Source organism: Mesorhizobium sp. CO1-1-8, assembly GCF_020164875.1.
Classification (GTDB): Bacteria; Pseudomonadota; Alphaproteobacteria; order Rhizobiales; family Rhizobiaceae; genus Mesorhizobium.
Genome location: NZ_JAIUGZ010000011.1, coordinates 72,816 through 91,446, shown reverse-complemented (window position 1 = coordinate 91,446; position 18,631 = coordinate 72,816). Strand labels below are relative to the sequence as shown.

At 63.3% G+C, this 18,631-nt stretch carries 17 protein-coding genes; 9 read left to right on the top strand and 8 right to left on the bottom strand.

Annotated elements, in window-relative coordinates; translation table 11 throughout:
- The first annotated feature begins 96 nt into the window (after positions 1 to 96).
- From murA to yacG, 8 genes are all read left to right on the top strand, one after another.
- Positions 97 to 1,389 (top strand): UDP-N-acetylglucosamine 1-carboxyvinyltransferase, encoded by a 1,293-nt coding sequence (gene murA, locus LB558_RS21395; protein WP_224699353.1) that lies wholly within the window; start codon positions 97 to 99, stop codon positions 1,387 to 1,389.
- Between the two features lie 89 nt (positions 1,390 to 1,478).
- Complete coding sequence (locus LB558_RS21390) at positions 1,479 to 1,913, top strand: DUF2948 family protein (protein WP_224699352.1); 435 nt, start codon at positions 1,479 to 1,481, stop codon at positions 1,911 to 1,913.
- Positions 1,914 to 1,920: 7 nt separating this feature from the next.
- A complete protein-coding gene (gene hisD, locus LB558_RS21385; protein ID WP_224699351.1) occupies positions 1,921 to 3,213 on the top strand; it encodes a histidinol dehydrogenase in 1,293 nt (430 codons plus the stop codon).
- A gap of 6 nt (positions 3,214 to 3,219) precedes the next feature.
- Positions 3,220 to 3,705 carry a UPF0262 family protein gene (locus LB558_RS21380; protein WP_224699350.1) on the top strand — a complete coding sequence of 162 codons (486 nt, stop codon included), beginning with the start codon at positions 3,220 to 3,222 and terminating at the stop codon, positions 3,703 to 3,705.
- Positions 3,693 to 4,163 (top strand): low molecular weight phosphatase family protein, encoded by a 471-nt coding sequence (locus LB558_RS21375; protein WP_224699484.1) that lies wholly within the window; start codon positions 3,693 to 3,695, stop codon positions 4,161 to 4,163. Before LB558_RS21380 ends, LB558_RS21375 begins: the two co-directional genes overlap by 13 nt.
- 87 nt (positions 4,164 to 4,250) lie before the next feature.
- Positions 4,251 to 4,469 (top strand): translation initiation factor IF-1, encoded by a 219-nt coding sequence (gene infA / locus LB558_RS21370; protein WP_006200926.1) that lies wholly within the window; start codon positions 4,251 to 4,253, stop codon positions 4,467 to 4,469.
- 21 nt (positions 4,470 to 4,490) lie between these two features.
- Positions 4,491 to 5,120, top strand: coding sequence for a Maf-like protein (locus LB558_RS21365; protein WP_224699349.1), 630 nt, complete (start codon positions 4,491 to 4,493; stop codon positions 5,118 to 5,120).
- Complete coding sequence (gene yacG, locus LB558_RS21360; RefSeq protein WP_136617172.1) at positions 5,117 to 5,314, top strand: DNA gyrase inhibitor YacG; 198 nt, start codon at positions 5,117 to 5,119, stop codon at positions 5,312 to 5,314. Before LB558_RS21365 ends, yacG begins: the two co-directional genes overlap by 4 nt.
- A gap of 15 nt (positions 5,315 to 5,329) precedes the next feature.
- On the opposite strand, the gene LB558_RS21355 is transcribed toward yacG, so the two are convergent.
- The 6 genes from LB558_RS21355 to LB558_RS21330 all read right to left on the bottom strand — a co-directional run bounded on the left by LB558_RS21355 (position 5,330) and on the right by LB558_RS21330 (position 14,329).
- Positions 5,330 to 6,703, bottom strand: a complete 1,374-nt coding sequence (locus tag LB558_RS21355; protein WP_224699348.1) for an alpha-glucosidase/alpha-galactosidase — start codon at positions 6,701 to 6,703, stop codon at positions 5,330 to 5,332.
- A 19-nt stretch (positions 6,704 to 6,722) separates the two neighbouring features.
- Positions 6,723 to 8,390 (bottom strand): ABC transporter ATP-binding protein, encoded by a 1,668-nt coding sequence (locus LB558_RS21350; protein WP_224699347.1) that lies wholly within the window; start codon positions 8,388 to 8,390, stop codon positions 6,723 to 6,725.
- Positions 8,391 to 8,399: 9 nt separating this feature from the next.
- A complete protein-coding gene (locus tag LB558_RS21345; protein ID WP_224699346.1) occupies positions 8,400 to 9,539 on the bottom strand; it encodes an ABC transporter permease in 1,140 nt (379 codons plus the stop codon).
- A gap of 2 nt (positions 9,540 to 9,541) precedes the next feature.
- Complete coding sequence (locus LB558_RS21340) at positions 9,542 to 10,549, bottom strand: ABC transporter permease (protein WP_127256879.1); 1,008 nt, start codon at positions 10,547 to 10,549, stop codon at positions 9,542 to 9,544.
- 111 nt (positions 10,550 to 10,660) lie between these two features.
- Complete coding sequence (locus LB558_RS21335; RefSeq protein WP_224699345.1) at positions 10,661 to 12,745, bottom strand: ABC transporter substrate-binding protein; 2,085 nt, start codon at positions 12,743 to 12,745, stop codon at positions 10,661 to 10,663.
- 117 nt (positions 12,746 to 12,862) lie between these two features.
- Complete coding sequence (locus LB558_RS21330) at positions 12,863 to 14,329, bottom strand: alpha-glucosidase/alpha-galactosidase (RefSeq protein ID WP_224699344.1); 1,467 nt, start codon at positions 14,327 to 14,329, stop codon at positions 12,863 to 12,865.
- 76 nt (positions 14,330 to 14,405) lie between these two features.
- Here LB558_RS21330 and LB558_RS21325 point away from each other — a divergent pair, with 76 nt between their 5' ends.
- Positions 14,406 to 15,452 carry an AraC family transcriptional regulator gene (locus LB558_RS21325; protein ID WP_224699343.1) on the top strand — a complete coding sequence of 349 codons (1,047 nt, stop codon included), beginning with the start codon at positions 14,406 to 14,408 and terminating at the stop codon, positions 15,450 to 15,452.
- A gap of 32 nt (positions 15,453 to 15,484) precedes the next feature.
- Here the strand turns inward: LB558_RS21325 and LB558_RS21320 are convergent, their stop codons facing one another.
- Together LB558_RS21320 and LB558_RS21315 are read right to left on the bottom strand one after the other, a co-directional pair.
- Positions 15,485 to 17,512: an aldo/keto reductase gene (locus LB558_RS21320; RefSeq protein ID WP_224699342.1), complete on the bottom strand. Its 2,028-nt coding sequence runs from the start codon at positions 17,510 to 17,512 to the stop codon at positions 15,485 to 15,487.
- A 35-nt stretch (positions 17,513 to 17,547) separates the two neighbouring features.
- Entirely contained in the window at positions 17,548 to 18,627 is a 1,080-nt protein-coding gene (locus LB558_RS21315; RefSeq protein WP_224699341.1) for an ABC transporter ATP-binding protein, read from the bottom strand.
- Positions 18,628 to 18,631: the final 4 nt, after the last annotated feature.

Genomic DNA, 18,631 nt, shown 5'->3' with positions numbered 1-18,631 from the left:
CCAGTGTAATTGTTGAACCAGATTGGCCAATGGTCTAGACGGGCCGCTACTCAAACGATTGAACCGGCCCTTTTTGGCCGAGAGGGACGCTCTTCCATGGATCGCATCAGAATTGTCGGGGGCAACAAGCTCTCGGGAAGCATTCCGATCTCGGGCGCGAAAAACGCCGCCCTGCCCCTGATGATCGCCTCGCTGCTCACCGACGACACGCTGACGCTGGAAAACGTGCCGCATCTGGCCGATGTCGAGCAGCTGATCCGGATCCTCGGCAATCACGGCGTGGATTATTCGGTCAATGGCCGTCGCGAGAAGCAGAATGAGGGCTATTCGCGCACCATCAATTTCTCCGCCCGCAACATCGTCGACACGACGGCGCCCTACGAGCTGGTGTCGAAGATGCGCGCCTCGTTCTGGGTGATCGGCCCGCTGCTGGCCCGCATGGGCGAAGCAAAAGTGTCGCTGCCCGGCGGTTGCGCGATCGGCACGCGGCCGGTCGATCTGTTCCTCGAGGGCCTGCAGGCGCTGGGTGCCGATATCGACGTCGACACCGGCTATGTCATCGCCAAGACCCGGAATGGCCGGCTTGTCGGCAACCGCTATATCTTCCCGAAGGTCTCGGTCGGCGCCACCCATGTGCTGATGATGGCCGCGGCACTCGCCAAGGGCGAGACGGTGCTGGAAAATGCAGCCTGCGAGCCTGAGATCGTCAACCTCGCCGAGTGCCTCAACGCCATGGGCGCGAAGATTCATGGCGCCGGCACGCCGACCATCACCATCGATGGCGTCGAATCGCTGTCGGGCGCGCGCGTGCGCGTCATTCCCGACCGCATCGAGACCGGCACCTACGCCATGGCCGTCGCCATGACCGGCGGCGACGTCGTGCTTGAGGGCGCGCGGCCGGATCTGCTGCAGACCGCGCTCGACGTGATCGCCCAGACCGGTGCCGAAATCACGCCGACAAATTCCGGCATCCATGTGAGGCGCAACGGCGCCGGCATTTCGCCGGTCGACGTGACGACAGCGCCCTTCCCGGCCTTCCCGACCGATTTGCAGGCGCAGTTCATGGGCCTGATGACGATGGCCAAGGGCAAGTCGCGCATTACCGAGACGATCTTCGAGAACCGCTTCATGCATGTTCAGGAACTGGCGCGGCTCGGCGCTCATATCACGCTTTCTGGCCAGACGGCGATCGTCGACGGCGTGCCGAAACTGAAGGGCGCGCCGGTCATGGCGACCGATCTTCGCGCCTCTGTCTCGCTGGTCATCGCCGGCCTGGCGGCGGAAGGCGAGACCACGGTCAACCGCGTCTATCATCTCGACCGCGGCTTCGAGCGGCTGGAAGAAAAGCTGTCCAACTGCGGCGCGGTGATCGAGCGAATTTCGGCGTAGGAATCGCAACCCCTTGCGGTGCGGTTGCGCGGACGGGAAAGACCGCCTAACAGAAGGTTCAGTTATCAACCTTCAGGTGCGACCTCCGCATGACCGGCCTTAAGCTTATCGCGCTCGACGATCAGGATCTGAGCATCGTTTCGGCTCATGTCCAGGATGCCGTGCTGAAAGTCAGCGACCTCGAATTCCTGCCAGCGGCCAAACGTTTCCTGCTGACCATGAACCGTTTCGTCTGGGAGGCAAAATCCGGCCTGTTTCGCCCGCATAATGAGCGACGGCAGGCCGTGCTGCATTTCGACCGCGTGCTCGGCGCCAAGACCAGCGGTATCGACCGCAACAAGCCTGCCGAAGTCCTGTCTCTGCTGGCGATCAGCTTCATCGAGATCAGCAAGCCGGCCGGCATCGTCGAGCTGATCTTTGCGGGCGGCGGCGCGATCATGCTCGACGTCGAATGCATCGAGGCCCGTCTTGCCGACATCGGCGGGGCATGGGAAGCCACCTCGCGCCCCATCCACAAGGCCTGAGCGTCCGATGGCCATTACGCTTCGTCAGTCCGATGCCGATTTCGAGCAGCGTTTCGCCGCCTTCCTCACGACCAAGCGGGAGGTGTCGGCCGATGTCGACGCCGCGGTGCGCGACATCATCGCGCGCGTGCGCGCCGAGGGCGACGCGGCGCTGATCGATTACACCAGGAAATTCGACCATGCCGAGCTGAAAAGCCTCGGGATTGCGATTTCGAAGGACGATATCGCCCAAGCCTACAAGGCCGCCGACCCAAAAACGATCGAGGCGCTGGAATTCGCGCGCGACCGCATCCGCTCGCATCATGAACGGCAGCGGCCGAAGGACGATCGCTATACGGATGCCGCCGGCGTCGAGCTCGGCTGGCGCTGGACAGCGGTCGAGGCAGTCGGGCTCTACGTGCCGGGCGGCACGGCGAGCTATCCAAGCTCGGTGCTGATGAACGCCGTCCCGGCCCGGGTGGCCGGCGTCGAGCGCATCGTTATGGTCGTGCCGGCGCCGGGCGGTGTCATCAATCCGCTGGTGCTGGTGGCTGCCGATATCGCTGGCGTGTCGGAAATCTACCGCGTCGGCGGCGCGCAGGCGATCGCCGCCCTTGCTTACGGCACCGAGACAATCCGGCCGGTCGCCAAGATCGTCGGCCCAGGCAATGCCTATGTCGCGGCGGCCAAGCGGCAGGTGTTCGGCACCGTCGGCATCGACATGATCGCCGGGCCATCGGAAGTGCTTGTCGTGGCCGACGGCAGCAACGATCCGGACTGGATCGCCGCCGATTTGCTGGCCCAGGCCGAGCACGACACATCGGCGCAGTCGATCCTCGTCACCGACGATCCGACCTTCGGCATCGCTGTCGAACAAGCGGTCGGGCGCCAGCTGCAGAGCCTGCCGCGGGCCGAAACGGCTGCGGCGAGCTGGCGCGATTTTGGCGCCGTGATCCTGGTTCCAACCATTGAATCCTCGCTGCCGCTGGTCGATCGCATCGCCGCCGAACATGTCGAATTGGCAATCGACGATGCCGAGGGTTTCCTGTCGCGGATGCGCAATGCGGGTGCCGTCTTTCTCGGCCGCCACACGCCGGAAGCCATCGGCGACTATGTCGGCGGCTCCAACCATGTGTTGCCGACGGCGCGCTCGGCGCGCTTCTCGTCCGGCCTGTCGGTGCTCGATTTCGTCAAGCGCACGTCGATCCTCAAGCTTGGACCGGAGCAGTTGCGGATTTTGGCGCCGGCGGCGATTGCGCTGGCCAAGGCGGAGGGCCTTGACGCGCATGGACGCTCCGTCGCCATACGGTTGAACATGTAGGCGGCGATGTCTGGCCCCGATCAAACCCGCGCCAGGCTGATCGATGTCGAACTCGATGAATCGATCGGCCGTTCGACACCCGATGTCGAGCATGAACGCGCGGTGGCGATCTTCGACCTGATCGAGGAAAACAGTTTTCAACCCGTCAATGACAGCGGCGCCGGTCCTTATCGGCTGAAACTGTCACTGGCCGAGCAGCGCCTGGTGTTTGCCGTGGCCCGCGAGGATGGCGCCGCCGTCGTCACCCATATCCTGTCGCTGACGCCTCTCAGGCGCATCGTCAAGGACTACTACATGATCTGCGAAAGCTACTACGACGCCATCCGCTCCTCGACGCCGAGCCACATCGAGGCGATCGACATGGGTCGCCGCGGCCTGCACAATGAAGGCTCCCAGACATTGATGGACCGGCTGTCCGGCAAGATCGACATCGACTTCGATACGGCGCGCCGGCTGTTCACGCTGGTCTGCGTGCTGCACTGGCGGGGCTAGCCCTGGCACCCGGCGCCCTGCCCCGTTCGATCCTGTTCCTGTGCGGCATGAATGCCGTGCGCTCGCCAATGGCGGAGCAGCTGGCGCGCCGCATGCTGCCCGCCACCGTCTTTGTCGCTTCCGCCGGCGTCCGCGCCGGCGAGCGCGATCCATTCGTCGATGCGGTGCTGGCCGAAGAAGGTCTCACGCTGGGCGAGCGTCACCCAAGGACGATGGACGATCTCGAGGACGACTATTTCGACCTGATCATCACGCTGGCGCCGGAAGCGCACCACGCCGCACTCGAACTCACCCGCTCGCTCGCGGTCGAGGTCGAATACTGGCCGACGCCGGACCCGACCGACGCCAGCGGCACCCGCGAACAGATCATGGCCAGTTATCGCGACGTGCGCGAGCGGCTGAAGGTGCGCATAGGCCGACGTTTTTTGCATCCTGAAGCAAAAAACGCGACGGATTAAGCGTGTTCACAAGCGGACGATTATCATATAGGTTCCGCCGAAATTCCGGCCAGGGTGCTGGAACTACCATCCAAGCAAAGGTATCGAATGCCGAAGGAAGAAGTCCTCGAGTTTCCGGGTGTCGTGACGGAATTGTTGCCGAACGCGATGTTCCGGGTAAAGCTCGAAAACGAACACGAAATCATCGCCCATACGGCCGGCCGCATGCGCAAGAACCGCATCCGCGTGCTGACCGGCGACAAGGTTCTGGTCGAGATGACGCCCTACGACCTGACCAAGGGCCGCATCACCTATCGTTTCAAGTAAGCAAAGCCCGACTGGTCCGCGATGAGCATTTTGCAGAAGCTGGTGCTTGCCTCGGGTTCGCCGCGCCGGATCGAACTCTTGCAGCAGGCCGGCATCGAGCCGGACCGCGTGCTGCCGGCCGATGTCGACGAAACACCGCTGCGTGCCGAGCATCCGCGCTCGCTGGCCAAGCGGCTGTCGAAGGAAAAGGCCGAGAAGGCGTTCGCCTCGCTGCAGACCGAAACCGACTATGCGCCGGGCTTCGTGCTGGCCGCGGACACGGTGGTCGCCGTCGGGCGGCGCATCCTGCCCAAGGCCGAGACCCTCGACGATGCCGCCAACTGCCTCGGGCTGTTGTCGGGCCGTTCGCACCGGGTCTATTCCGGCATCTGCCTGATCACCCCAGGTGGCAAGCTGCGCCAGCGGCTGGTCGAGACGCGGGTGCGTTTCAAGCGGCTGCCACGCGAAGAGATCGACGCCTATGTCGCCTCGGGTGAATGGCGCGGCAAGGCTGGCGGCTACGCCGTCCAGGGCCTCGCCGGCGCCTTCGTTGTCAAGCTGGTCGGCTCCTACACCAACATCGTCGGGCTGCCGCTCTATGAGACCGTCGCGCTGTTGAGCGGTGAAGGCTTCAAGGTGCATGGCGGCTGGCTGGCGGGAACCCGGCTATGAGTTCCGACCCCAAAGTCACGCCCTTGCGCCCGAAGCGCCCTTGTCCCGAATGCGGCAAGCCGTCGGCGCGCGACACCTTTCCGTTCTGCTCGACGCGCTGCAAGGACATCGACCTCAACCGCTGGCTGAAGGGCGCCTATGTCATCTCGGCCCGCGACGACGAGGAAGAGACGGACCCCGACGCTCCGAAATAAGTCGAGCGCCGCCGATCAGGCGGCAGCTTCGTTCTTGCGGTTGACGCGCGCCCAGTCCGGCAGCCAGTCGCCGTGAGCGGCCAAGAGATCATCGACCAGTGACCAGATCTGGTCGAGATCGAGTTCGGCCGCGGTGTGCGGATCCATCATCGCCGCATGGTAGATGTGCTCGCGGTTTTCCGTCATCAGCGCCCGCACCGTCAATTCCTGCACGTTGATGTTGGTGCGCATCAGCGCGGTCAATTGCGGCGGCAGGTCGCCGATGTAGGTCGGCTGGATGCCGGAGGCGTCGACCAGGCACGGCACTTCGGCGGCGCAATCCCGGGGCAGCGAGGTGATGCAGCCATTGTTGCGGACATTGCCGTAGATCACCGATGGTTCGCCGGTCCAGACCGAATTCATGATCGAGGAGGCATATTCCTTGGACTGCTCGACTTCGATGCGATCGGCCGAGCGATAGGCTTCCGCCTGCCCCTTCCAGCGCTCGATCTGCTCGATGCAGCGCTTGGGATACTCATCCAGCGGGATCCCGTATTTCTCGATCAGGTCCGGGCGTCCGTCCTTGATGAAATAGGGCGTGTATTCGGCGAAATGTTCCGAGCTTTCAGTGACGAAATAGCCGAGCCGGGTCAGCATCTCGTAGCGCACCTTGTTGGGACAGCGCGGGTTCCAGCCGGGCTTGGGCGCACGGCCTTCGCGATAGGCGCGCACCAGATCGGGATAGAGGTCGCGGTAGGAGCCGTCCGCCTGACGATGCTCGAATTGCAGGTAGAAGGCCATGTGGTTGATGCCGGCCGAGCGATAGCGGATTTCTTCGTAGGGAAGGTCGAGGTCTTCAGCCAGCTCCATTGCCGTGCCCTGCACCGAATGGCAGAGGCCGACCTGCCTGATCTCAGGATATCTCTCCGATATCGCCCAGGTGTTGATCGCCATCGGGTTGACATATTGCAGCATGATCGCTTCGGGGCAGACGGCGAGCATGTCCTCGCAGACCTTCCACAGATGCGGCACGGTCCGGAGGCCTCGCATGATGCCGCCGACGCCCAGCGTATCGGCGATCGTCTGGCGCAGGCCGTATTTCTTCGGCACTTCGAAGTCGGTGACCGTACAGGGTTCGTAGCCGCCGATCTGGAAGGCGACGACGACGAAGTCGGCGCCGGCCAGCGCCTTGCGCTGGTCCGAATGGGTCTCGGTCTTCGCCTTGACGCCAAGCGTCGCGATCAGCTTGTTGACGACGATGGCGCTCTCTTCCAGCCGCTGCGGGTTGACGTCCATCAGCGCGATCGTCGCGCCCGAAAGCGACGGGCGCTGCAGCACGTCGCCGACAATATTCTTCATGAATACCGTCGAGCCGGCGCCGATGAACGTGATCTTGGGATTTCTTGCCATGCTAACCTCCGGCATATGTTCAAGCCACGTCGAAAGCGGCCCTGACGAGCCGTTCGGTGTAGGCGGTCTTGGGATTGGACAGGACGTCGTCGACGGGCCCCTGCTCGACGATCTTGCCGTTCTGCATGACGATCACGCGATGGCACAGCGCGCGCACCACCTTGAGGTCGTGCGAGATGAAGAGGTAGCTGAGGCCGCGCTCGTCCTGCAGCTTGCGCAGGAGGTCGATGATCTGCGCCTGGACGGAGAGGTCCAGTGCCGATGTCGGCTCGTCGAGCAGGATGAATTCTGGTTCGAGCGCTATGGCGCGGGCGATGGCGATGCGTTGGCGCTGGCCGCCGGAGAATTCGTGCGGAAACCGCGACAGTATATCGCCCGGCATGCCGGCGCTGACCAGCGCGTCGCGCACCCGTTCGACCCGCTCGCGCCGCGTCGACCCTATGCTGTTGACGATCAGCCCTTCCTCGATGATCTGTCCAATCGTCATGCGCGGGTTGAGCGAGGAGAATGGATCCTGGAAGACGATCTGCATGCGCGAGCGCAACGGCCGCATCTGGGCCCGCGACAGGCCGTGGATAGGCTTGCCGTCGAAACGGATCTCGCCGCGCTTGGCGTCGATCAACCTGAGCAGGGCCTGGCCGAAGGTGGTCTTGCCGGAACCGGACTCGCCGACCAGCCCCAGCGTCTCATGGTGGCACAGGCCGAGGCTGAGATCGTCGACGGCGACCAGCTCTCGCCAGTCCGGTTTCAGGAAAGTGCCGTGGCGCAGCATGAATGAGACGCGCACGCCGCTGGCTTCGAGAATGGTACCACAGCCCTCCGGCAGCGGCTTCGGCTGCCCGTGCGGCTCGGAAGCCAGCAGCCGCCTCGTATAGGGGTGCCGCGGATCGGCGAAGAGCCGTTCGGTGACGTTGTGCTCGCACATTTCGCCATGCTGCATGACATAGACGTAGTCGGAGAACTGGCGCACCACGGTCAGGTCGTGGGTGATCAGGATCACCGCCATGCGCAGCTCTTTCTGCAGGCTGCGGATCAGGTTCAGGATCTGCGCCTGGACAGTGACATCGAGCGCCGTGGTCGGCTCATCGGCGATCAGCACGTCTGGATTGTTGGCCAGCGCCATGGCGATCATCACCCGCTGGCGTTGCCCGCCAGAGAGCTGGTGCGGGTATTGCTTGAGCCGCGCGGCAGGATCGGGAATCTGCACATGCTGCAGGAGTTCCAGTGCGCGCGCCCAGGCCTGTTTGCGGCTGACCTTGCGATGCACCCTGATCGCCTCGACGATCTGGCTGCCGACCGTATAGATCGGGTTGAGCGAGCTCATCGGCTCCTGGAAGATCATCGAGATGCGGTTGCCGCGCAGCTTGCGCCGGGCGCTCTCGGGAAATTTCAGGATGTTTTGCCCGTCGTAACAGACGCTCGACCCGGGGGACACCGTGGCGCGCCGCGACAGCAGACCCATGACGGTGCGCGCCGTCACCGACTTGCCGGAGCCGGATTCGCCGACGATTGCGATCGTCTCGCCGCGATAGAGCTGGAAAGAGATGTCCTTGACCGCGTCGACGACGCCGTGCTCGACCTTGAAGGCCACGGCGACGTTGCGGGCATTGATGATCGGCTGGTCCTGGCGTCCGTCATGGTCGTGACGGACGACCGGTGCAAGGGATTCGGCGAGCGCGACGGTCATCTCAGCACCTCAATAAGGGTCGACGGCGTCGCGCAGGCCGTCGCCCAGCGCGTTGAAGGCAAAGACGGTGACGAGCACGAAACCGACCGGCGACAGGATCCAGGGATAGGTGCCGATGACGGAATAGGTCGCGGTGTCCTGCAGCATGAGACCCCACGAGATCAGCGGCGGCTTGACGGCGAAGCCGAGGAACCCGAGGAAGGATTCGAGCAGCACCACCGTCGGGATCGCCAGCGTCACGGCGACGATCACATGGCTCATCACATTGGGGAAGATGTGCTGCATGATGATGCGCCGGTCGGTGGCGCCGACCGCCATGGCGGCGCGCACATACTCGATCCGCGCCAGCGCCAGCGTCTTGCCGCGCACCTCGCGCGACATCTGCGCCCAGCCCAAGGCCGACATGACGATGATGACGAAAGCCAGGAAGACGTTGGTGGGAGCGGTGACCGGGATCAGCGTCGTCAGCGCCAGATAGAGCGGCAGCTGCGGGAAGGCGAGCACCAGTTCGACGAAGCGCTGCATCCAGACATCGAACCTGCCGCCGAAATAGCCCGAAACCATGCCGACGGTTGTGCCGATGACGGTGATGATGAAGACGACCGTCAGCGCGATCATCAGCGAGACGCGCGAGCCGTGGATGGCGCGCGACAGCACGTCACGGCCGAACTTGTCGGTGCCGAGGAAATGCACCGGCTGGCCGTCCAGCGAGCCGAACAGATGCCGGTCCGCCGGGATGAGCCCGAACAGCTTGTAGGGCGCGCCATGCACGAAGAAGCCAAGCAGCCTTGGATGGTCGTAGTCGGGACCGACGACCGGCTGGAAGGTGACCGGATCGAGGTCCGCCGAATCGGCCAGCGCATAGACCCTCGGCCGTGCGGTGAAACCGCCGTCTCTGTCATGGAAGCTTGGCACCTGCGGCGGGGCGAAGCCGACATCCGTGACCTTCGGGTCCATTGGCGCGATGAATTCGGCGAACACCGCCATCACCAGCAGCAGCACGACGAGCCAGAGCCCGGCCATGCCGGTCCAGGAGCGCTTCAGCCGGCGCCAGACAAGCGCGATGTAGCTTTCGTTGCCGCGCGCCGGTTTGGCAACGATGGGTCCTTCGGCAGGCAGCGGTGGCGGTGATGGATCGCGCGCCAACATCTCTAACCCTCCCCGAACTGGCGTACGCGCGGATCGAGCAGGACGAGCAGCATGTCGGCGATGATGTTGCCGACGATCAGCGTCGCCGACAGCACCATCATGAAGGTGGCGGTGACATAGACGTCGCCGACAGCCATGGAGCCGACAATCGCCGGGCCGACGGTCGGCAGCGCGAAGATGATCGCCGTCTCGATCTCGCCGGTCAGCATATAGGGCAGCACCACGCCCTGATACATGATGAGCGGATGCAGCGCGTTGGGCACGGCGTGGCGCATGACGACGGCGGCGCCGGTCAGCCCCTTGGCCCTTGCCGTCTCGACATATTGCGCGTTCAGCGTGTCGAGCAGATTGCCGCGCATGACGCGCATATTGTAAGCGAGCCCGCCGAAAGTGGCGATCGCCACCACCGGCCAGACATGCTTGACCAGGTCGATGAATTTGGCCCACGACCACGGCGCGCCACCATATTGCGGCGAGAAGAATGAGCCGATCTCCGACACGTTGAACTGGAAGACCAGGAGATAGACGATGATCAGCGCCATCAGGAACCGCGGCACCGTCATGCCAAGGAAGGAGATGGCCGACAGTGTCGAGTCGATCCAGGTGTATTGCCGGGTCGCCGCCCATATGCCGAATGTGATGCCCAGCACCGAGGCGAGCAGATGGCAGACCAGCGCCAGGAGAAGCGTGCGCGGCAGGCGCTCTCCGACCACGTCGGCGACCGGCTTGTTGTAGTAGAGGCTGTAGCCGAAATCGCCCCGGGTGACGATGCCGCCGATCCAGTTCAGATACTGGACGGGCAGCGGCTTATCGAGGCCATGCTCGATGCGATAGGCCTTTGCCTGCGCGTCGGCTTCTGCGAAGGAGGCTCCACCCTGGTTGATCGCCTGCGAGCGGATATAGTCGGCATAATCGCCCGGTGGCGCCTGGATGATGGCAAAGGTGGCCAGGCTCAAAATGGCGAGGACCGGGATTGCCGACGCTATGCGCGTGAGCAGGAATCGCAGCATGGACGGTTCGTTTCCTTGTCTCGCCGATCGCGCCCTTGGTTGCGTCCGGAGGTTGGTTTGTCCGGCCGCGCCAGCGGCGCGGCCGGAGGTCTCTCAGTCAGGGAGGTAAACCTAATTCATCGGCCCCTTCTCTCCGGGTTTGCCGGGCAGTTCTTGCGGGAACAATTCGTATTTCGCCTGCTTGTCGGCCGCGACAAAGACCCGTTCGCGGATGATCGAATCTTCGGCCCAGTTGAACATGAAGATCGGCGTGCCCTGCGGAATGTTCGAGAAGCGCTTGTTGACGATCAGCGCGCCGGGATATTCCGTCAGGCCGACATTGTAGACGTGCTCCGTCGAGATCTTCTGGAATTGTTTCATCAGGCTGGCGCGCTGGTCATTGTCCTGGGTGGAGACGAACTTGTTGACGATGTCGACGAGGTCCTTTTCGAACGGCATCACATCGACCTCGCCATTTTCCGGCGCCCGATGGTCCCAGCTGGTGCGCGGACCGACCGGGGCAAGCTGCACGGTGTTCTGCACCACCGACGTCAGTTCCTGTTCGTTGCGCCGGACCAGCCAATCGAAGCGGCCGGAATATTGCGAAGCGTCGCGCTGGGTGCCGTTGAGGCCGTTGAGCACGACCCGCAGCCCAAGCTTTTCCATCTGGGCGACGACACCTTCGGCAAGGCTCTTGTCCGTCGTGTAGTCGTTGTTGACCAGCATCACGATCTCGACATTCTTGCCGCCGGCGGTGCCGGAAGGGAAATTCACGAAGCCGTCGCCGTCCGTATCCGTGAGGCCGGCCTTGGCGAGTTCCGCCTTGGCGCCCTCGAGGTCGAAGGGGTAGTAGACCGTCGAAGCGCGGTCGTAGAAGCTGGTTCCTGACGACAGGCCGCCGGGATAGATGGCGGTGAACGGCCCCTTGACCAACGAGTCGCCGAGCGCCTTGCGGTCGAGCGCCATGGTGACGGCCTTGCGGAAATCCTCGTTGCGGTTCAGCTCGCGCACAGCTTGCCCACGTTCGTCCGGATTGCCCCAGCCATTGGCGGAAAAATTAAAGCGCAGATTGTAGCCGATGAGCCGCGGGCCGAAAGCAAGACGGGCCGGCGCGTTCGCCTCCGCCGCACGCTTCAGCGACGCGACGAAGTTTTCCGGCTGCTCCAGATTGGAGAAATCGGCCGCGCCGGCCACCGCCTGGACGTCGCGATCGGCCCAGGTCGACAGCTTGTAGTGCAGCTCGTTGAGATAGGGCAGCTGATTGCCCTTCTCGTCGACCTTCCAGTAATAGGGATTGCGGCGCATGACGATGATGTCGTCTGGCCGGTATTCGACCGGGACCCAACCACCCATCACCGGCATATTCATGAATTCCGGCGGGAAGGCATTTTTGAACTGATCGTAGGTGTTCTTCGAATATTTCGGATGCTGCGGCTTCAGGATGTGCGCGGGGCCGGGACAGAAGGTGCCATAGGCCATGGCATACAGGTACTGTTTCGGGAAGGCATCCTTGAAGGTCCATTCGACGGTGTAGTCGTCGATCTTCTTCAGCGTCGTGCCGACGCCGAAGGTTTCCGGCGTCGCGCCGTTCAGCGGCGAGACGTTGGGATCGACCACCTCGTCGTCCCAGTAGAACATGACATCGTCGGCATTGAACGGCGCGCCGTCCGACCACTTCGCTCCTTCGATGAGGTGCATGGTCAGCTTGTGGCCATCGCTCGACCAATCCCAGCTCCTGGCCAGATTCGGCAGCGGCTCGGTGTCCTTGGCCTCGACCTGGAACAGCGGGGCGGTGCGCGTCAGGCATTCGGAGAGGCCGATGTCGATGCCGCCCCACCCTTGCGTCTGGCCGGCGCCGTAGTTCCAGCCTTCCGGCCGCCCGCCGATGACGTGGCGCATCGTATCGCCATAGACGCCGATGCCGTCCTGCATGTTGCCCGTCTTGAAGACCAGCGGCTCCTTCGGCAACCTGTCTTTCACCGGCGGCAGCTTGCCGGTCTTGACGTATTTCTCGGTGACCCAGTCGGGCTCGTGATATTCGGGGAGCGCCTTGAACTCCAGGATCGAGTCACGCGCGACATAGTTGATCTTGCCTTCGGCGGGAAACGGTGCCGGCGCCGGCGGAACCGTCGGCTCGGAAGCGTCAGCACTGAGTGCCGAGACCGAGACGCTCAGCGTCAGTCCGGCGGCAAGGCCGATATTGCGTAAATTCCTCACGGTCTCTCTCCCTCTTGTTTGTCCGGAGCGGTGCACCCGCTCCGCCTCTCCTCGAATTCAAACGGCTTCGTGGCAGTGGATCCGCCTCCCATGGACCCACCATCACCGCATGAATTTTCAGCCGGCTTGCTTCAGCGCGGCTTTTTCGGCGCGCAGTTCCTCGATCGAGCGCACGCTGCGCCGTGCGGCGCCCGCCCACTCGCGGGTCTTCACCTGAGATGTCGACAGCCGCACCCTGGCGGCCGGAACCGCATGGGCATATTGCGGCAGCCAGGCCGCCTGGGCGACGACCATTTCGTCGACCATCTGCCAGACCTCCTCCGGCGTCGAAACCGCGCCGACCAACGGGTCATGCAGCACGGCCAGCTTCAGAAGATCGATGTCGCCTGATATCGCGGCATGCACCGACATGCGCTGGACGTTGATCGAGGCGATGCAGGTGGCGGCGCAGGCCTCCGGCAACATGATGCCGGCGGCCATGTTGATGCCAAAACGGTCGACGAAGCCCGGCGACTCGATGATGGCATCCTGCGGCAGGTTGGTGATCACGCCATTGTTCTTGACGTTGAAATGGCCGCGATAGACCCGGTTGGTCTCCAGCGCCTCCAATATGTGGCTGGCATGCTCATTGGAGCGCTTCTCCCGGTCGATCGGCTTTGACGCCGCTTCGAGGAACTGCGGATATTCCGTTTCGAACCAGTTGCGGGTTTCCGTCGAGTGGCGGAGATAACCGCCGGTTTCACCGTGGATCCAGTCGGACATATCGATCCAGCGCGTGATCTCGTCGGGACGTTTTCGGTACCAGGGCAGATATTCGGAAAGATGGCCATTGCTTTCGGTCGAATAGACGCCGAAGCGCTTCAGGACGTCGATGCGCAGCTTCTCCTGCCTGGAATAGACCGGATGCGCCTCGAAGGCGGCCACGAGTTCGTCCTTGCCGATGGGGCGGCCGTTCAGGCGCAGGTCGATGAACCAGGTTTGGTGGTTGATGCCGGAACAGACATAGTCGAGTTCCTGCGTGGACCTGGCGCCCAGCACCTCGGCGATCTGCTCGGCGCCGTGCTGGACGCCGTGGCAGAGCCCGACGGTGTCGACCTTGCCGTATTCGATTGCCGCCCAGGTGTTCATCGCCATCGGGTTGGCGTAGTTCAGGAATTTGACGTTCGTCTCGGCGACCTCGCGGATGTCCTTGCAGAAATCCAGGATCACCGGGATGTTGCGCTGTCCATAGAGAATGCCGCCGGCACATATCGTGTCCCCAACGCATTGGTCGATGCCGTATTTCAGGGGAATGCGAATATCGTCGGCATAGGCTTCGAGGCCGCCGACCCGCACGCAGCTGATGACGTAGCGTGCGCCTTCCAGTGCCTTGCGGCGGTCGGTGGTCGCGGTCACCCTGGTCGGCAACCTGTTTGCCTCGACGATCCTGTCGAGGATCGCCTTGATCATCTGGAGATTGTGCTCGCTGAGGTCGGTCAGCGCGAATTCGATGTCCTTGAATTCGGGCACGCACAGGATGTCGGTGAACAATTTCTTGGTGAAGCCGACGCTGCCGGCACCGATGATAGCGATTTTGAAACTCATCAGCCGCACCTCATTCCATTTCGAATTGCAGGCAAGGAATGACAATGGGAAGTTGTAGCCACATGCCGTAACATGTATGCGCGACAAGCCGGAATCCGGCCTGCCAACCTCCCTGTCCGCTCCTCGACTACGGATCTCTCTCGCTTTTCGACGGGGATTATGCGCTTATTCGCGACCGCGACCAGAGAAGGATTATGCTTTCAGGGGTAATTTTGTGCTGCATGATTTGATAACCAACGGACAATCCATGCGCACGATTTCGCTGCCGCGCGGTCGCCAGCGCCTGCACGCCATGCCGACGAGCACGGGCTATGAGGTGCGCGAGGACGAGATCTACGATTGGGACGGTCGCAAGCGCGGCCAGACACCGTTCACCGTGCTCCAGCACACGATCAGCGGAACCGGCCGGCTGCGCTATGAGAATCGCAATTACCGCCTGCAGAAGAACGACACATTGCTGGTGCTGGTGCCGCACAACCACCGCTACTGGCTGGCTGGAGATGAGCGCTGGGAATATTTCTGGATTTCGATGAACGGCGAGGAAGCGCTGCGCATCCACAAGTCGATCCTCAGCGTCTCGGGTCCGGTGTTTCGGCTGCAGCCGGCGACAATCGATCATCTTGCCGATTGCAGCCTGCGCCTGATCAAAGGGGCCGCTTCGCCGGGTGCTGCTTCGGCGGTCGCCTACGAGGCTGCGATGGCGCTCTATGACGATGTCTTCGGCTCCCATGCCTTCGCCGAAAAAATGAGCGCCATGCAGCCGGTCATTGATCACATCAACGCCAATCTCGACGGGCCGCTGCCGGTGGCGGACCTGGTCCAGATCAGCGGCCTCAGCCGAGCGCATTTCTCACGCTGCTTTGCCGAGAGCGAAGGCCTGCCGCCGGCCGAATTCGTGCTGCAGCAGCGCCTGCAGCGCGCGGCGAAGCTGCTGACCAAGGCGGATTTCCTGCCGGTGAAGGAGGTCGCCATACTGTGCGGCTTCGAGGACGCGAACTATTTTTCGAAGGTCTTCCGCCGCTGCTACGGCATTACGCCCAGCCAATTCCGCACCACCGGCATGTATGCCAATTTGCGGACTCCGGCCAGGCGTGGCGTCAGGGCGCCTGATGACGAGACCTGACGCCGCTACCGTTAAACCGGCAGCGAACTAGACTAGGCCGCGCGCAGACTGCCGCCATCCAGCCATTCGAGGTCGCCCTGCGACAGCGTGATGTCGAGCGCGCGCAGGCTGTCGTCCAACTCGTCCAGGGTGCGTGGCCCGATCAGCGGGATGGACGGGAATGGCTGGGCGAGCACATAGGCCAGCGCGATATGGATCGGGCTCTTGCCCAGTCTCGCGGCAAGTTCGATCGCCCGGTCGCGGCGGCCGAAATTCCGCTCGGAGTACCACACCCGCACCAATTCCTCATTGTCTTGCTTGTCCCGACCTGCGCGATCGGTGAAGAAGCCACGCCCTTGGCTCGACCAGGCGAAATTCGGCATCTGCCTGGATGTCAGCCAGGCCTTCCATGCATCCGTGGAGGACGTGACACAGCCTGCCCAAATCGGCTCCAGCATTTCAGCCAGCGAGAAATTGTTGGACAGCGCACCGGGCTTCTGCTTGCCGGTGCGTTCGGCGTAGGCGATGGCCTCATCCATGCGTTCCATCGTCCAGTTCGAGCCGCCGAACGGGCCGCGGATGCGGCCAGCCTTCACCTCGCGATCCATCGCATCGACGAATTCGCCGACCGGCACATCGGGATTGTCGCGGTGCATGAAGTAGACATCGACATGATCGGCCTGCAGGCGTTCGAGCGTCTGGTCGAGCTGCTTGCCGATCACATCGGGATAGCACAGCGGCGAGTGAGCGCCCTTGGCGATGACCACCGATTGCGCGCGCACGCCACGGTTTTTCAACCACTCGCCAAGCAGCTTCTCGGTATAGCCGCCGCCATAGACATAGCCGGTATCGAAGAGATTGCCGCCGGCCTCGAAAAAGGCATCGAGCAGGATCGAGCCTGAGGAAAAGGTACGGAAATCCTCGAAGCCGAGCGCCACCACCGATGCCGGCTTCGACAGGCCAGGAATGGTGCGCTTGGCGATCGCCGTGCCGCCGGACCGCAAAGGCCGGCCGGAGATGGTGTTGGTACGCTGCTCGGCCTTCTCGATCCCGTATTCGAGGCCGGCTGCCGCCCGCCATTTGTCCAGCACACGCAAGGTGCCGAGGCTTTCCGCCCACGCCATCCCCGGCCAGGCGAATTCCTGCCGCCCGGCGCGGATGGCCTCACCGGCTGCGTCGACCTCGAAGGAATAGACATGGCGCTTCTCGTCGACGCTGATGGTCTCGCACGCGCCGTTGGATGCGATGATGTCGATCCGGCCCAGGCCGATTTCGCGGTTGCCGCCGGCGAACCAGAAGTCCGGCACTTCGATGCGACCTTTGGTGCCCAGGATGCGCAGGACATTGTCCTGGTTGAGCGAAATGCTGCAGGAGACTTCAGCGACAATGCCGCCTGGGAAATGCAGCAGCGCGGAGGCCCATTCGTCGACGCCGGACTGGCCAAGATGGGCGGCGCCGACCACCTTGTCCGGCTCGCTGAAGGGCTTTCCGACGGCCGCGCCGGCAATAAGCCGCACCATCGAGACGGGATAGCCGCCGACATCGAGGATGCCGCCGCCGGCAGAGTCGTTGGCATAGAGACGGTGCTCCGGCATGAAGCCCGGCATGGCGAAGCCGAAGCTCGACTTGATCATCCTGATCTCGCCGATGACGCCAGACCTGATCAGTTCCACCAACTTCTTGGTCTGCGGGTGCAACCGGTACATGAAGGCTTCGCCGAGGAATGTGCCGGCCTTGCGTGCGGCATGCATCATGGCGTCGGCCTCGAAGGCGGTCAGCGCCAGCGGCTTTTCGCACAGCACATGCTTTCCGGCCTCGGCCGCCTTGATCGCCCATTGCGCATGCCCGGGATGCGGTATCGAAATGTAGACGGCATCGACTTCGGGGTCGGCGAGCAGCGCGTCGTAGCCGTCGAGAATGCGGGCGCCGGGAAAACTCTCGGCGAGGCCGGGGGTGGCGGGATTGCGGGCGCCGATGGCGACCAGCTTTCCGGTGCGCGAAGCGGCCACGCCGCCGGCAAAGGACTGGGCGATGCTGCCCGGGCCGAGGATACCCCAGCGAATGGGCGTGGTTGCGATCATTGTCATTCTCCTTGAAGGCTGGGAAGGGCCGGCGGTCAGCGCAGCCGCAGTCCCTTTTCGTCGAACAGGTAGGATTTGCGGATGGAAACGGTGATTTCTGATGTGTCGGGGACCTTCGCCGCATCGCGCTGGATCACCACGTCTTCACCGTTGGCCGTTCTGGTGTAGAGAAAGCTCGTGCCGCCGAGGTGCTCAATCACGTCGAGGCCGACGACGAGGTCGGCGCCACCTTCTCCCGCACTGCCGAAATGTTCGGGCCGCACGCCGACGATAACCTTGCTGCCCACTTCGGGCATGGCGCCTGTCAGCGGCTGGGTGATACGGGTCTTCTCCTGACCCGCCAGTTCCACCACGACACCGCGTGCATCGTGCCCGACTATGCGGCCTTTGATGAAGTTCATCTTCGGCGAGCCGACAAAGCCCGCGACGAACTGATTGTCGGGGTTGTCGTAGAGATCAAGCGGCCGGCCGATCTGCTCGATATGGCCGGCGCGCATCACGACGATCCTGTCGGCGAGCGTCATCGCCTCGGTCTGGTCGTGCGTGACATAGATCATGGTGGCCCCGAGCTCCTTGTGCAGCCGGGAGATCTCGACGCGCATCTGGACGCGCAGTTCGGCGTCGAGATTGGAGAGCGGCTCGTCGAACAGGAACACCTGCGGTTCGCGCACGATGGCCCGGCCGATGGCGACGCGCTGGCGCTGGCCGCCGGAGAGTTTTTTCGGGCGCCTCTCCATCAATTCGCTGATGCGCAGGATCTCGGCCGCCCGCTTCACCCGCCGTTCGGTGTCGGCCTTTGGGTTGCCGGTCATGCGCAGGCCGAAAGAGAGGTTCTGTTCGACGCTCATATGCGGATAGAGCGCGTAGGACTGGAACACCATGGCGATGCCGCGGTCGGCCGGCTCGACATCGTTGACCACCTTGCCGCCGATGGCGATCTCGCCGCCGCTGATGTCCTCGAGCCCGGCGATCATCCTGAGCAGTGTGGATTTGCCGCAGCCGGAGGGGCCGACGAAGACGACGAACTCGCCATCCTTGATGTCGATGCTGGCGCCATGGACGACCTCGAAGACGCCGAAGCGCTTGACGACATTGTTGAGCGTGACCGTTGCCATGCTG